Below are 15710 nucleotides of genomic sequence, written 5' to 3' on the forward strand. Positions count from 1 at the left end.
CTTAAAGTAGACAATGGTGCAGGATAGTAGACGCATCTTTATCAATGTACTTGGCGTGTTGTTGTCTATAATTGCCAAACGATAACGCTCTATCTAATTGCCATAATCCTTGTCTTATAATCAGTATCTAACATAGCGTTATAGTATTTATGACTACGCTGTTTGATGAAAGGTGAAATAAAACCCAAATCAGTGACGGTGCTTAGAGCGTATGATGGCTCGAATAATAAATATAATGATGGCAATAGCGACGATAATACCCAATATCGCCAGCAAGCCTGCGTATTTAATTAAAAATGGCTTTTCGGCGCTAGTGGCAGCGATGCGCTCGATATCGGCTGCACTCACATCGCTGCTGGCAAGACCGCCAAAGTTCACGCGTACGTAATTGGCGATACTGGCAATTTGCTCGCTGCTCAGCTCATCCGAAAAAGCAGGCATAATCGGTGACGTATTGGTGCTGCCAACGACCCCATGCAAAATCATGTTGACGAGCACATCAGGCTTATCACGGCGCAGACTGCTTAGCCCTACGATGGGTGAATACTGTGCATCAGGTTGACCATAGCCGTCCACACCATGACAACTGCCACACGTAGCCAAATACAAGGCTTCTGGTGAATTACTGCCCTTACTAACAGCAGTTTTGGCTTGAGCCAAATAATCTTTTTGGGCAAGTAAATCATGGGTGATAGATTCGTTTACACGGGTTGGCAAACGTGAGACATCGATGGCAGATACCTTATCATCGGTTTGAATGGCAGGTACTGTTTTTAGATAAAAGGCAATCGCGCTTAAGTCTTCTTGCTTTAGATACTGGGTACTATGCGCGACTGCCTCACCCATTGGACCACCAGCATAAGCGCGCTGATCAAGCTCGCCGGTGCGTAGATAAGTAATGATATCTTGCTCACTCCAGCTGCCAATACCACTTGACTCGTCAGGGGTAATATTAGGTGCATACCAATGCCCTAACTGCGCTCCAGATAAATACATTTTTTTATCGAAGCCCATAGTGCTGTTGCGTGGCGTATGGCAAGTACCACAGTGTTCTAGATTATTGACCAGATACTCACCGCGCTTCTGCGTCTCATTGAGGCCATCACGTCCCTCAGTAGAAGGAACATTTAAAAAGTTCCAACCGAACATGAGTGCACGAATATTAAACGGAAATGGTAGGTCAGTTTTATGCTTTGGCGCTTCATCTACTACTGGCACGGTTTGCAGATAGGCAAACAGCGCGCTGATATCCTCTTCTTTCATACCACTATAAGAAGGATATGGCATGGCCGGATATAGCATATGGCTAGGCGCACGACCTTTTTGCAGTGCATTTTTTAGATCTTTTTCAGTATAATTGCCGATACCATAGCGTTTGGAGGGGGTGATATTCGTAGAATAAATCTCCCCCATAGGGGTCTCTATTGCTGTACCGCCAGTATAGTCTTCGCCATGACACGCCATACAGTCCGCTGCACGAGCAATATAGGCACCTCGATTGACGAGCACGCTATTGGCAGGACTGATATTAGGTAAGGTCGCATTAGGTAAGCTTGTATTAGTAAGGCTCGTATCCTCAGACATCGCAGCGCTGGAGGCCATACCAATGGCAAGCATCGATAACATCATAGAAAATCGCTTCATAATTCCCTCATTTCGCTAACATCTCATGTATTTTTATGATTGTTGCGCATAACATCCACTGTTAAGCTGAATTTTTATCATTATTTTTTGCTATTATCAGTACAAGATAAAACTGTAATAAAATATCCATTTATAGATCATTGCTAAAAAATGTCTGTTCACCTTACTACTGTAAGACTATTTCACTTCTATTACTTGGATAGTAACGCATTGCTATCATTTTTTTACAAAACTTAAAAAGATAAATAATTGGATATATTTTTTAATAGACGGTTATACCTTTTTATATTATAAATTTAGGTAAAATAATTAATTCTTTATAAAACAATTAGTAAAGTTATAAAAGCTTGTTTCTATATATTTATAGACATGAATTACTGGTAAATTATGGCTAGATAATGAAGCCAACATTTCTTCTTATCCTATTATGGCTGTACATAATGGATACATAACGCCCATCCTAAACGCTTCTTACAGAGCGTACTACTTCCGTTTATAATGAGATAATATCTTGCACAATCCCGTGCATTGGTTATGATGAGCGCTATTTCACCGTCGCCGATTGCCTTTTGAGATATCATTATGAAGTCATTAACCTTGACCTATATATTCACAGCTGCCTTATTTATGACAGGTTGTCAGTCGTTTCAATTTGTCGAAAGCCCGATTCCTGTCAAAAACGCTCCGAGCAAAAATCTGTTGGTTAAAACTGTCCCAGTTGCAGATATTGCCGTTGAAAATAACGAGCACTAAGATAGATATAAAAAGCTGACAATAAAAAAAGCAGATATCAGTTTGATATCTGCTTTTTGGTATTTACTACTTAATAAATAGCTTTTGAAGTTTTATGAGGCCGGCTGATGTTTTATGATGGTTTTTGCCAAATGATCACCAAACCAAATCGCCGTATCTATATCACCCGCGCCTGGTGTTTCTTCAGGTGGACCATCAAGCGACTGGGTCATCAAACCCAAATTACTCGATAAACGGTTTAAATCATGGGGCTCATGTCCGGTCGGTCTGAGTGGCAATCCTATCCAGTTCATCCCATGCTGCATGCTATAAAGACAAATCTGCTGTAGTACAGCAAGCTTATCGCCGCTAAGCCCACCTGAGTTGGCAAAACCTGCTGCCCACTTGCCTTGCCATTTGCCATGATACCAACGCTTCGATGTCGCATCCATAAAAGTCTTAAAGCCTGCTGTCACACTGCCCATATATACCGCACTACCAAAAACCAACAGATCCGCTTGATCTAAAAACTCCCAATCGACGTCATTGACATCGACAGCCTTGGCTTGCGCTTCAGGTAGTTGCTGACGAGCGCCCGTCACGATTGCTTCCGCGACACGTTGAGTATGACCGTAGTTACTATGGTAAATAACGGCCATCGATATATTAGATACGCTAAGAGAAGTCTCGTCAGGAGGTAGTACAATAGACGGTGTAACAGATGTATTCATATAAACTCTAATAATGGCTATAAGTAATGAAATAAAAAATAAAAAGGTAAATTAGGCTTATGATTGTTAACGATAAGAAGACGCACTTATTATGTGACAGTTACTCTTTTAAATGATCATGCTTTAGTTACTATAGTCGGTCCTAAATAAAAAAATCCAAATGTTATAAGGTACTTCTGGGGTTACTTTTTCTTGCTTGCTGTGTCTACGCAGACAGAGGCTGCGAATAATTAACCCCAGTAGTTCTGTACCCTTTTAAAAGTGGATTAGCTATATATAGAAGCACTGCGCGTAATAATCAAGGCCATGCGTCCCGTTGCAGCTTGCTGCAAATGGGTCTGACGTCGATAAGAATAGTAATGCCCGTCAGCATAACTACAAGGGATAGAGGACTCATTGCATACGACAATCCCTGCTGCCTGCAACTGATCCGCGGCAATTTTTGGCAAATCTATCTTAATTTTTTCTGCATAGACTGGCGTATTGTTTGATAACTTGTCCGCTGTACTCGCTGCGTCTAACTCGCTAGTACCTGACGCCATCACGTAGCGCTCATCAAAATTACTTATTGCATCTGTCGTCAAAGCGTTATTCGCGATGCAACCTGCCAATAACTTATCTCGGACTTGGCTACCCACTTCGTAATTATCTTGACTGATACAAACGCCTATCCATGCCATAATCTCGCCGCTGTCGCTAAAGCGTTCAGCCGTTGCTTTGATTACGCCGCATGCCAGCCCTTGCCAGCCAGCGTGAATCGCCGCTATCTGCCCAGTTGCTGGCTGATAAAGAACGATCGGTACACAATCAGCCGTCATTATGGCAAGCCCAGTACCATCTTGTTTGCTAACCATAGCATCAGCTGCCATAGGCGCCATACTCAGTACCGTAGCATCGGTATCATGTATATGATTACCATGGACTTGATTAACCCAATGTAGCGCTTTGACAGGCACGCTATGACCAGGTAGGTTTTGCTGCGCGATCATCTGCTCATTAATGTTAGCAAGCACACGCATCCGATTACTTAATACTACGCTTGCATCATCATTGACATGCAGCCCCAAGTTCAGCTTGCCATAACTTGCTTGCTGTCGTTGATGTGGCTGCTGATTGATTTTAGACTGAGATATATCAATACCTGCATAGTCTATATCAGAAAAAGCAGCCGTTTGAAACACAGCCACATCATCAAGCTGTGCTAGCAATGTCATGGGAAGCGTATTTTTCATGGCATATTTACCGTTTTAATAAAACGTCTTTGTATTACTTATTCATTATCGCTTATTCTTCATCATAGCCGTCACTTAATACTGCCATTAGCTGCTGCATATCTTCAGGCATTGGTGTAGTGACCTCAACGTCTTCACCAGTCGTTGGATGAACGAAACCCAACGTATAAGCATGGAGTGCTTGACGCGGGAAGTTATTAATCGCTTGACGCTGCGCTTCTGTTAGACCAGCACGTAGCTGACGACGACCGCCATAGACTCTATCACCAACAATAGGATAAGTAATATGACTCAGATGCACACGAATCTGATGCGTACGCCCTGTCTCAAGCCCTATATCCAACAAACAATAGTTACCATTAAGCGCGGTTACATTCAATAGGTGAGTCACAGCTTCGCGTCCTGCCGTCATCACCGTCATTTTGGTACGCTGATTACGATGGCGTCCAATGGGCGCATCAATACGGCGATGACGAGATAGACTCGCTGCATCCCCTGCGACCACACATTGGTAATGACGATACACTGACTTGTCCTTTAGCTGCTCCATCAGTGCCAGCTGTGCGGGTTTTGTTTTACCAATCAACAATAGCCCTGAAGTATCTTTATCAATACGGTGGACTAAGCCTGCACGCGGCAAATGGTGCTGCTGCGGATAGTGATACAATAGCGCGTTTACCAAAGTGCCTGTTTGATTACCGGCACCTGGATGCACAACCATGCCGACTGGCTTATTGATGACCAATACGTCATCATCTTCATAAACCACGTCGATTGCGATATCTTCTGGCTGATCCTCACTATGCTGCTCTAAAGTCGTTGACAGATGCAAGATATCGCCAGCTTTAACACGGATCTTAGGTTTTTGTATGCTACCGTTATAAAGCAAGCTGCCATCACTTACCCAGCCTTGTAACTGAACACGTGAAAAATCGGTAAATATTTTTGATGCCAGTTTATCAATACGCAAACCTGCTTCGTCTTCTATGACCGTATGCTTCACGTCAACCACAACAGGCACAGATTGCCCTGCGACCGAGACTTCATCATCGCCATGCTCGTCTTCGTCATTAAGCAGCTCATCATCTGACACGTTATCATCGTCCAAATGCTCGTCAAATTGCTCATTAATGGTTAATAATTCATTGGGTATCGTGGATTCTGGCACAGGTGAACCTTGCGTTGATAAGTCTGTCATTGATGAATCTTCAGTGGATTGGTTCGCGGGTAAATTGGTAGTCATAGCATCATGTATTCATAGCAGATTTATATATAGTAAAGCCTCTAACAATGTTCAGTCGGAGAACTTCATAAGAAAACAGATTGGCACTTATAGACCATAAATAATAATCGTGGTCAAAAATGGTCATAATATGGCTCTAGTGTAACATGCTGAGCGTTTAAGCCCTATAGAAGCTGCGTGTTATCTGGCAATTTATAACACTCATTATCTCTCTAAAATATAACATGGCTGTAATTTACTGTATATTTGTCACTGTCAGCACTATTGAATATCGCCCGTTGCAACCGCTCATGCTAAACTAGCGGGCACGAATCCTGATAAGCGTGGCGATTCAGACGTTGTACTATATTATTGGAATATACTTAAGGTATCACTGAATAAAAACGCATTATAGAATAAGCCAGCGGTGCGCCTAACTACAAAATAGCTCATGAAAAAATAGACGCAGCAAATGTTATTCTATAAAGTAAGCCATGTTTTGCTGTATGCTATGGCACTGTGTCGTTATTGCAGCTCTTTTATATAAGCTTTACATGTGATGCACGCCTTATTGCGTAACATGTTTACAGAGTAAATTTTTAATAAATTAATAACTATGTTTTTTAATGAGCATGTTTTTATAACGATAATACGCATGCTTAGTGATTGGCATGTAAAATGATAGACCATTATTGATGCACCAAGCATCGTTTTTTATCATCAATCTACTAAATAGTATGATAGCGTCGCTGCTATTATACGTCTTGTGTCGGAGAAGAAGTATGCAAGCTGTTGGCAATACGTTTATCAAACTGTCCTCAATCACTTTACTTGCCCTAAGTGTCAACTTAGTGGGTTGTCAAACCTTTAAAAACCTCACCGGCGGTAAAGACGTGGATGCAGTGGTCACTGCTGAGAAGTCAGAGCAAGCGTACTATAATGACGCGATTGCTCAGATTGATAAAGGTCGCTATACCCAAGCGATCGAAGACTTAACCAACTTGCGCACTTTTTATCCGACTGGACAATATGCCGAGCAATCTTTGCTCGATATGATGTATGCACAATATGCCAGTGGTAAATATGAAACTGCGGCTGCCAGTGCTGAGCAGTTCATTCGTCTGTACCCGTCTAACCCGCAAGTGAGCTACGCTTACTATGTGCGCGGCGTTGCCAATATGCAAGGCTCGTCTGAAGGTTTGAAACTGTTTAAGCTCAATCAAGCAGAGCGCGATACTGCTTACTACCGTATTGCTTTCGCCAATTTCCAAGAGCTGTTGAACAAATACCCAAACAGTCCTTACGCACCTGATGCCGCTCAGCGCATGACTTTTATTTATAATCAGTTTGCCGAAAGTGAGATGAGCGCTGCTAATTGGTATATTGAGCGTGAAGCTTATGTGGCTGCTGTCAATCGTGCCAAATGGGTCTTTCAATATTATCCACTCAGCGAATCTGTGCCAGATGCGATTGCCGTCCTTGCTTATAGCCATGAAAAATTAGGTCTAACTGATTTAGCAAACGAGTATAAAACTTTATTGCAAATTAACTATCCGAACATGCTAAGCGCTGATGGACGTGTCAAGCTCAATACCAAACGTGAGCGTTCTCTAGTGAACAAACTAACTTTTGGACAGCTGAGTCGTTTTGATAAAGACACCACAGTTTCGACTGGCAATTATAGCGGTGCGACCAAAACTCAAGTCATTCGCAATGCCACTCAACTGAGATTGCCAAGCGACAATGCGGCAAATACAGCAGCGCCAAGCAGCACTTCTCCGCTGCGTCTGACTGATGACAATCGCCGTGTACGCTTAGGGGCGGTTGAAAATGACAGCATCGATATGACCGATAGCAATTAATCGTATTTTGGTATGATTGATTAAGAGCGTTTATGCGCTTTAATCAATAACGCTGTCATGGCGTCAGACGTCAACTAAAAATAAGGTCAACGATACGGTTGGCCTTATTTTTTCTGTTTTATTTTTTGCATTATTTTGAGCATCAACAATATTGCACCTATGGTAAACTGTTTTTCGCATGAGTATCCCAAATCACATTCTTGAACAATTAAATAGCCAAGCTGATTTAGTCAGTATCATTGGGCGTCATACTACGCTTAAACGTGCTGGTAGTGAGTTTAAAGGCTGCTGTCCTTTTCATGGTGAAAAGTCGCCGTCTTTTTATGTCAATCCACAAAAAAACATCTATCACTGCTTTGGCTGTAGCGTCGGTGGCAATGCCATCAGTTTTTTACGTGATTATGAAAACCTCACTTTTATCGAAGCGGTCAATGAGCTGTCCAAGCAGACTGGCATCGAGGTGCCAAAAGAAGAACAGCAAAACGTCAGCTATCAGCGTGCCCCAGTTAAACTAAAATCCATGCCAAAATCTGCTATTAAGCCAGCAACATCGGCAACGCATCTGCAAAAAAATGATAGTCAGCCAGTAACCAATAATCAGTCATCCATAATCATGCCAGCTGATGATACCCAGCCGCCAATTTATGATGACCACCATAGTTATGACAATTACCCACCGTTAGATACTTACGATGCCGTCCCTTATGTAATGGATGGCTATGATGCTCATTATCAAGATGACAATGGCTATCCGCCTGCATGGTTAACCGGTGATGATAATACTGCTCTCTACAATGATAATAGTATCTCTGATAAAGATGGCAACTTATATGAGCTGCTAGAGCAGATACAGCAGTTTTATCAACATAATCTCAGTATTCACCCTCATGCTAAGCATTACTTCTTATCGCGCGGTATTAGCGATGAAATCTTCGAAACTTTTGGCTTGGGCTACGCGCCTTTTGGTTGGCAACATCTTGAGCATCAATTTCCACAAGATATCGAAGGTCTCAAAGCGCTTGGCTTAGTACGGCGCTCAGAATCTGGACGCGATTATGACCTACTTCGTGATCGGGTTATTTTCCCTATTCGAGACAATCAAGGGCGTACGATTGGTTTTGGTGGTCGTGCGCTTGATGATGAGGTAAAGCCCAAATATATCAACTCCTCTGACTCGCCCGTCTTTCATAAGCAGCATGTACTCTATGGTTATTATGAATCACGCCAAAAACGTGCAAATGACTGGCTAGTAGTCGAAGGCTATATGGATGTCATTGCCCTATATCAAGTCGGTATTTATGGTGCTATTGCATCGATGGGCACGGCAATTAATGAGAGTCAAATCTCACGTCTATTAACGCTAAATCCAACATTAACCTTAAGTTTTGATGGTGATAGCGCCGGACAAAAAGCCGCTTGGCGTACGCTTGAAGTGGCGCTACCGGTGCTCAGTGATGAAAAAGAGCTGCGTTTTTTGACGCTGCCCAACAATCACGACCCTGATACCTTTATAAAAAGTCAGGGCGCGGATGCCATGCGTGAGCAGATCACCAACGCCATGCCGCTATCACAGTATATCTTTGCCTATCTCAGTGAGCGTCATGATTTGAGTTTGGTTGAAGGCAAAGCCAAGCTCATGTCACAAGTACGCGCCTTGACTACTGCCTTACCAAAAGGCAGTAGTTTCCGCTACCTGCTCAATAATGACATTTATCAAAAGCTTGGCGGCAAACGTAGCCAAAACATCGAAGCCAAAGATGCCCTACTAGATTTTGATGGTGAGATGACCATCAGTCAGCAGCTTCAACTGTGCTTTGTATTCCAGCCGCGTGCCTTGATTGATGATCCTATCGAAGCCATTTGGCAACAAGCCGGTATTAATGACCTACACCTGCCCGCTCATCTTAAGCAAAAAGCCTCGGCTGATGTTTTACGCCCGCTGGCTTGGGAAGATATGCAGGACACGGCATTACTTGATGTCGTCAGCACTATTAAGCGCTGCCTGAAATATTTGCCAAAAGATGCCAATGCGGCGGCGCACTTTATTCTCTCTAACGTCAAACCCTTGACGCAAGAGACGCTTAGTCGTGATTGGAGCAGCTTCTATAAAGCCCTGACCAGTCGTAATATCTTGAGCCTCGATGGTTTGGTCGAAGAGTTGGTCAGCCAACTGATTGAACGCCATATGAAGAAGAAAACACAAGATTTGATTAAAAACCCTGACAACATAAAACTGGCGATTGTCCGCAAACAATCCCAGTTATTAAATGACTGGTTACGTGCGCAGCAAGCAGAACAATCGGCCCAAATGGCGACGGTTAAATCTTAATATGATTATTAGATTTTATTTATAAAACAGCTGCCCTTTAAAAGGGTCGACATTGTCCCCACTATTAATGATTATGCACTGTTGTCTTAGCTTATTAAAACTGCCTGTTATTAAAACTATGTTTAACATGGAATAGCTGGTAAATAATCAGTAAAAAACAGTCGGTAGATATCACTACCTCGTGCTTGATTACACTGGTCTGTGTTAAACTATGTCGCTAACTATTTATAGCATGGCTTAATGAATAACGACAAAATGATGATACGCCCGTATGATTGAGCACAGTTTTAGGTATAAATTTTTAAATGTTATCGTTAAAGCGTATTTTAAAATATTTATTTTTAGGTATTAGCCTTTTGAAAATTTTTGAGCGTTAGCGGTTTTATAACATTGTAATTGTAGTATTTTGAGCCTTTATTCATATCCACTCATTTTTGATATTATTGACTACCTTTACGCCATATTTTGATCAATCGATTGATAAGATCAACGCACCCAGCGAGCGATAGCCAGTCACAATATAAAAATGTCCGATGCAAGTAAGCGAGTATTTATGAACGATAAGTCAGTTTCTAAGTCCACATCTCAACTGGCCACCTTAATCCAAATGGGTAAAGAGCAAGGGTATTTAACCTATGCTGAGGTGAATGACCAACTGCCCGACTCTATTACCGAAAGCGATCAGATCGAAGATATTGTACAAATGCTAACCGACGTTGGCATCAAAATCTTTGAATCTGCGCCTGATGCCGATGACATCTTGATGAACGATGATTCAAGTGATGATGACATGGCAGCGGATGAGGCAGCAGCGGTACTAGCTTCTGTTGAAACCGAACCTGGTCGCACCACTGACCCTGTGCGTATGTATATGCGTGAAATGGGTACGGTTGATCTATTAACGCGCGAAGGCGAGATTGCCATTGCCAAGCGTATCGAAGAAGGTATTCGTGACGTACAGCATGCCATGTCTTACTGGCCGGGTACGGTACAGTTCGTCCTTGACGAGTATCAAAAAGTCCAAGATGGCGAGAAAAAACTTTCTGACGTTATCACTGGTTTCTTAGACCCTGAAACCGAAGAAGACAAAATCGCTGCTCAAGAAGCCAAAGAAGCAGCGAAGGAAGAACGCGAGCGCATCAAAGAAGAAAAAGAAAACCCGCCGATCATCAAAGAAAAAGCCAAAGTAAAATCTGGGCTTGATGATGACGAGGACGACGACGAGGAAGTGGAAGAGGACGCTGAAGAAGAAACCAGCGGTATCGATCCAGAAGAAGTACGCCTGCGTCTAGAAGAGATCGAGCATCTATTTATTAAAGCCAAGCAAGCCTTACTTGATTATGGTCGTGGTAGCACCCAAGCCAATGAAGCTTATGAGCAACTGGCTAGCCGCTTTATGATGCTAAAGCTGAATAACCGTCTATCTGATCAAGTCATGGCCATCATGCATGACGTCTATGACGACGTGCGTAAGCATGAGCGTCAAATCATGCGCTTGGTGATTCGCCGTGGTCGTATGCCGCGCGAAGAGTTCCGTAAGACTTTTCCAAGTAATGAAACCAACGTTGATTGGTTGATTGAGCGTATTAAAGGTAAGCCTGCTTTTGCTGCCACGTTAGAGAAAGTCGCCGACGATGTTATCTTGTTACAACGTGCTATCCGTGATTACGAGCATAAGCTCGAGATGGAAATCCACGATATGAAAGATGTGGCGCGCCGTATGGCTATTGGTGAAGCCAAAGCCCGCCGTGCCAAAAAAGAGATGGTCGAGGCTAACCTACGTCTGGTTATTTCTATTGCCAAAAAATATACCAACCGTGGTCTACAGTTCTTGGATCTGATCCAAGAAGGTAACATCGGCTTGATGAAAGCCGTCGATAAATTTGAATATCGCCGTGGTTATAAGTTCTCGACCTATGCGACTTGGTGGATTCGTCAGGCAATCACCCGCTCTATCGCTGACCAAGCACGTACCATCCGTATCCCTGTGCATATGATTGAGACGATTAATAAGATCAATCGTGTCTCTCGTCAATTGCTACAAGAAATGGGACGCGAGCCAACGCCTGAGGAATTAGGCGAACGCTTAGAGATGGACGAAGCCAAAGTTCGTAAAGTACTAAAAATCGCCAAAGAGCCTATCTCAATGGAGACGCCAATCGGTGATGATGAAGACTCGCACCTAGGTGATTTTATCGAAGATGGTACGATCTCAAGCCCTGTTGACGATGCGACGGCTGCTGGTTTACGTGAAGCGACGCGTGATGTATTAGGCAACTTGACTGAGCGTGAAGCACGCGTGCTCAAAATGCGTTTTGGTATCGATATGCCGACCGACCATACTTTAGAAGAAGTTGGTAAGCAGTTTGATGTGACGCGTGAGCGTATTCGTCAGATTGAAGCAAAAGCATTGCGTAAATTACGTCATCCATCACGCTCTGAGCATCTGCGCTCTTTCCTTGAAAATGATTGATAAGCCCCTTATAAAGACAGTAGCTTTTTAGCATACTCTCTTTATATATCGTAGATATATATAGCCCAAAAGCTGAGCGCGTCTCAGCTTTTTTGTGGTTAATCGATAGTCGTTTGTTAAAATACTAGCCAATTTTAAGACTCAAGCCCCATTATAAAATAGTACTAAGGACTCACCCATGAGCGATAATCAACAAAATCCTAAAAAAGATGTCAACGTCTCTCAAATATCGTTAGGCAATGACAAAATTAAAGGCAAAAAAACCGACATTCAAAATCCTGAGTTGTGGGATTTTCCGATGAATTACCCGATGAGTATTATCGGTAATGAAGGTGAACATGAGACTTTGTTGAACGAAGTCAAACTCATTTTAGGCAGCCAGTTTCCTGATTTTGACTTAGCGTCTATGCAAGTCAAACCTTCAAAAACAGGACGCTTTCATTCTATACGGGTGAACTTATACTTAACGACTGCTGAGCAAGTCAATACCCTATATGCGTCTCTTGATGCGGCTAAGACGGTACGCATTGTGATGTAACTTATGATAGGGTTGACAGTCTCTTGCTGCCCTCTATCAAATCCTACTATCATGGGCGTAAATTCACTGAAGATAATGACAATCGTCACTCATTTGGGTGGCGATTTTTTGTGGTTTGATGTACAATCTGCGCCCGCATTATTATTGCCGTGACTGCTTTTATTAGTCAACAATTTACGAGAAAATAAAAAGCAAAGAGTGATTATATTTTTACAAAAAATTTATTATTAAGCTCATTTGCGTCTAACCCTTATGCCATCGTCCTTTGCCCAAATTCGGACAACGCATAAGCCCTCAGCAACATAGTTTGCCGCTAAAATCAATATAGCATTTTCAAAATTTTCCCGCTATATTGTGTCCACCTATTAACAAACACGCTATATGTAGTGCTCAGTGATTTTAAGCATCACCATGAGCCGTGGCTAGCTTTTGCCTCAAAAAAACACTCTATCATGAGCATATATATCGCGTTATAAAGCATGCTTGGCGTCCTTACACCGCGCAGCATCACTAATAAGTCATTCAGTAAATAACTATTAAGCAATCAACTTACGAGGTCAGCATGACACATATCGATAAAATCCAAGTAACCAAACGTGATGGACGTTTAGAGCCTATCGAGTTAGATAAAATTCACAAGGTTATCGAGTGGGCAGCTCACGGTTTAGATAATGTGTCGGTGTCACAAGTGGAGCTAAAATCACACATTCAGTTTTATGAAGGCATCAAAACTCGCGATATTCATGAAACCATTATCAAGTCAGCAGCAGATCTTATCTCTGAAGATACGCCTGACTATCAGTATTTAGCCGCGCGCTTGGCCATCTTCCATTTACGTAAAATTGCTTATAATAAATTCACCCCGCCGCACCTTTATGATCATGTCAAAAAGCTTACTGATGCTGGTAAATATGATCAGCATATCCTAGCCGATTATAGCCGTGCGGAATTTGATGAATTAGAAGAGTATCTAGATCACTGGCGCGATATGAATCTGGCTTATGCAGCTGTTGAGCAAATGGCAGGTAAATACCTCGTCCAAGATCGCGTTAGCAAAACCGTGTATGAAAGCCCACAGTTTTTGTACATGTTGGTTGGGATGTGCTTGTTTAGCCGTTACGAAAAGTCAGAGCGTATGAACTATGTGAAGCGTTTCTATGATGCGACTTCAGAATTCAAAATCTCACTACCAACCCCTATCATGTCTGGTGTGCGTACGCCATCGCGCCAGTTTAGCTCGTGTGTATTGATCGAATGTGGTGATAGCCTAGACTCAATCAACGCCACCACCAGCGCCATCGTACGCTATGTGTCACAGCGTGCTGGTATCGGCATCAACGCGGGTCGTATCCGTGCCCTTGGTAGCCCTATCCGTGGCGGCGAAGCACAGCACACTGGTTGTATCCCATTCTATAAATTGTTCCAAACTGCTGTTAAATGCTGCTCACAAGGCGGCGTCCGTGGCGGTGCAGCGACGTTATTTTACCCATTATGGCATTTAGAAGTTGAGTCGCTCTTAGTATTGAAAAACAACCGCGGCGTCGAAGACAACCGTGTCCGTCACATGGACTACGGCGTCCAGCTAAACAAAACCATGTATACCCGTTTGATTAAAGGTCAAGACATCTCGCTATTCTCACCAGGCGACACGCCGGGCTTGTATGATGCGTTCTTTGAAGATCAAGACAAGTTTGAAGAGCTATATACCAAGTACGAAAATGACCCTACTATTCGTAGCCGTCAAATCCCAGCAGCAGATTTGTTCAGCTTAATGATGCAAGAGCGTGCCAGCACGGGTCGTATCTACATCCAAAACGTCGATCATTGCAACACCCATAGCCCATTTGACCCGACTGTTGCGCCAATTCGCCAGTCAAACCTATGTATGGAAATCGCCCTACCGACCAAACCACTTGATAACATCAATGACGAAGAAGGCGAAATCGCCCTTTGTACACTATCAGCGGTCAACTTGGGTAAAGTTGAAAACGTCAGCGATATCGAAGAGCCAGCAGAACTCATCGTCCGTGCGCTTGATGCTCTGCTCGACTATCAAGACTACCCAGTAAAAGCCGCTCAAAACGGCAGCATGCGTCGTCGTACTCTAGGTGTGGGCGTGATTAACTATGCTTATTACTTGGCTAAGAATGGCGTACGCTATTCAGACGACAGCGCGCTTGGTCTGACGCATCAAACGTTTGAAGCATTGCAATTTTATCTCTTGAAAGCGTCAAACAAATTGGCAAAAGAGCAAGGCGCTTGCCCTGCGTTCAATGAGACGACGTACTCACAAGGTATCTTGCCGATTGATACGTACAAAAAAGACTTGGATCAAATCTGCCAAGAGCCGCTACATCTCGATTGGGAAACGCTACGCACTGAAATCACCACTCACGGTCTGCGTAACTCTACCCTAACCGCCTTGATGCCGTCTGAGACCTCTAGTCAGATCGCCAATGCGACTAACGGTATCGAGCCGCCACGTGGTCTGGTGTCTATCAAAGCGTCAAAAGATGGTATCTTAAAGCAAGTCGTGCCTGAGATTGCTACCTTAAAAGATCAGTACGAGCTACTATGGCAAATGCCGAACAATGACGGCTATATCAAGCTGGTCGCTATCATGCAAAAGTTCGTCGATCAAAGTATCTCTGCCAACACCAACTACGATCCCGTTCGTTATGAAGGTGGTCGTGTACCAATGAAGATATTGCTTAAAGACTTGCTAAACGCGTATAAGCTTGGTGTGAAGACGTTGTATTACCACAACACACGTGATGGTGCGAACGATGCCCAAGCGGATATGGAAGATGATTGTGCTGGCGGGGCTTGTAAGATTTAGGTTTTTAAACAAATGGTGTTTTCTCTGTCCGAAGTTAGTCGTAGGGTGTATTGAAACATCAAATGTCTTATCCACCTTAAACAATTAAAATGGCTGATTGATTATGAT

Annotated in this window: 10 protein-coding genes; 6 read left to right on the forward strand and 4 right to left on the reverse strand. The window is 43.1% G+C overall.

Annotated features, from left to right (window positions below; all coding sequences use genetic code 11):
* Window positions 1-189: 189 nt before the first annotated feature.
* The gene (locus tag JMX89_RS02575) at window positions 190-1644 is read right to left on the reverse strand and encodes a cytochrome c (protein WP_201550779.1); all 1455 of its coding nucleotides are present in this window, start codon (window positions 1642-1644) and stop codon (window positions 190-192) included.
* 582 nt (window positions 1645-2226) lie between these two features.
* Between JMX89_RS02575 and JMX89_RS02580 the strand changes: the two genes are divergently transcribed.
* Complete coding sequence (locus JMX89_RS02580; protein ID WP_156772645.1) at window positions 2227-2397, forward strand: hypothetical protein; 171 nt, start codon at window positions 2227-2229, stop codon at window positions 2395-2397.
* A 92-nt stretch (window positions 2398-2489) separates the two neighbouring features.
* On the opposite strand, the gene JMX89_RS02585 is transcribed toward JMX89_RS02580, so the two are convergent.
* The 3 genes from JMX89_RS02585 to JMX89_RS02595 all read right to left on the reverse strand — a co-directional run bounded on the left by JMX89_RS02585 (window position 2490) and on the right by JMX89_RS02595 (window position 5537).
* Window positions 2490-3107, reverse strand: a complete 618-nt coding sequence (locus JMX89_RS02585) for an NAD(P)H-dependent oxidoreductase (protein WP_133104204.1) — start codon at window positions 3105-3107, stop codon at window positions 2490-2492.
* 266 nt (window positions 3108-3373) lie between these two features.
* Window positions 3374-4339 carry a polyphenol oxidase family protein gene (locus JMX89_RS02590; protein WP_201550781.1) on the reverse strand — a complete coding sequence of 322 codons (966 nt, stop codon included), beginning with the start codon at window positions 4337-4339 and terminating at the stop codon, window positions 3374-3376.
* A gap of 52 nt (window positions 4340-4391) precedes the next feature.
* Window positions 4392-5537: an RluA family pseudouridine synthase gene (locus tag JMX89_RS02595; RefSeq protein WP_413786909.1), complete on the reverse strand. Its 1146-nt coding sequence runs from the start codon at window positions 5535-5537 to the stop codon at window positions 4392-4394.
* Between the two features lie 806 nt (window positions 5538-6343).
* On the opposite strand from JMX89_RS02595, the gene JMX89_RS02600 reads away from it, so the two are divergent.
* The 5 genes from JMX89_RS02600 (at window position 6344) to nrdA (ending at window position 15602) form a co-directional block, all read left to right on the forward strand.
* The gene (locus JMX89_RS02600) at window positions 6344-7423 is read left to right on the forward strand and encodes an outer membrane protein assembly factor BamD (RefSeq protein ID WP_011513462.1); all 1080 of its coding nucleotides are present in this window, start codon (window positions 6344-6346) and stop codon (window positions 7421-7423) included.
* Window positions 7424-7601: 178 nt separating this feature from the next.
* A complete protein-coding gene (locus JMX89_RS02605) occupies window positions 7602-9752 on the forward strand; it encodes a DNA primase (protein WP_201531345.1) in 2151 nt (716 codons plus the stop codon).
* 553 nt (window positions 9753-10305) lie between these two features.
* Window positions 10306-12225 carry an RNA polymerase sigma factor RpoD gene (rpoD, locus tag JMX89_RS02610; RefSeq protein ID WP_201531343.1) on the forward strand — a complete coding sequence of 640 codons (1920 nt, stop codon included), beginning with the start codon at window positions 10306-10308 and terminating at the stop codon, window positions 12223-12225.
* A gap of 178 nt (window positions 12226-12403) precedes the next feature.
* Complete coding sequence (locus JMX89_RS02615; RefSeq protein ID WP_011513459.1) at window positions 12404-12763, forward strand: YbeD family protein; 360 nt, start codon at window positions 12404-12406, stop codon at window positions 12761-12763.
* 562 nt (window positions 12764-13325) lie between these two features.
* On the forward strand, window positions 13326-15602 hold the full coding sequence (nrdA, locus tag JMX89_RS02620) for a class 1a ribonucleoside-diphosphate reductase subunit alpha (RefSeq protein WP_201531341.1): 2277 nt from the start codon (window positions 13326-13328) through the stop codon (window positions 15600-15602).
* The last annotated feature ends 108 nt before the right edge of the window (window positions 15603-15710 follow it).

The sequence above is a fragment of the Psychrobacter sp. DD43 genome (assembly GCF_904846555.1).
Taxonomy (GTDB): Bacteria; Pseudomonadota; Gammaproteobacteria; order Pseudomonadales; family Moraxellaceae; genus Psychrobacter; species Psychrobacter cryohalolentis.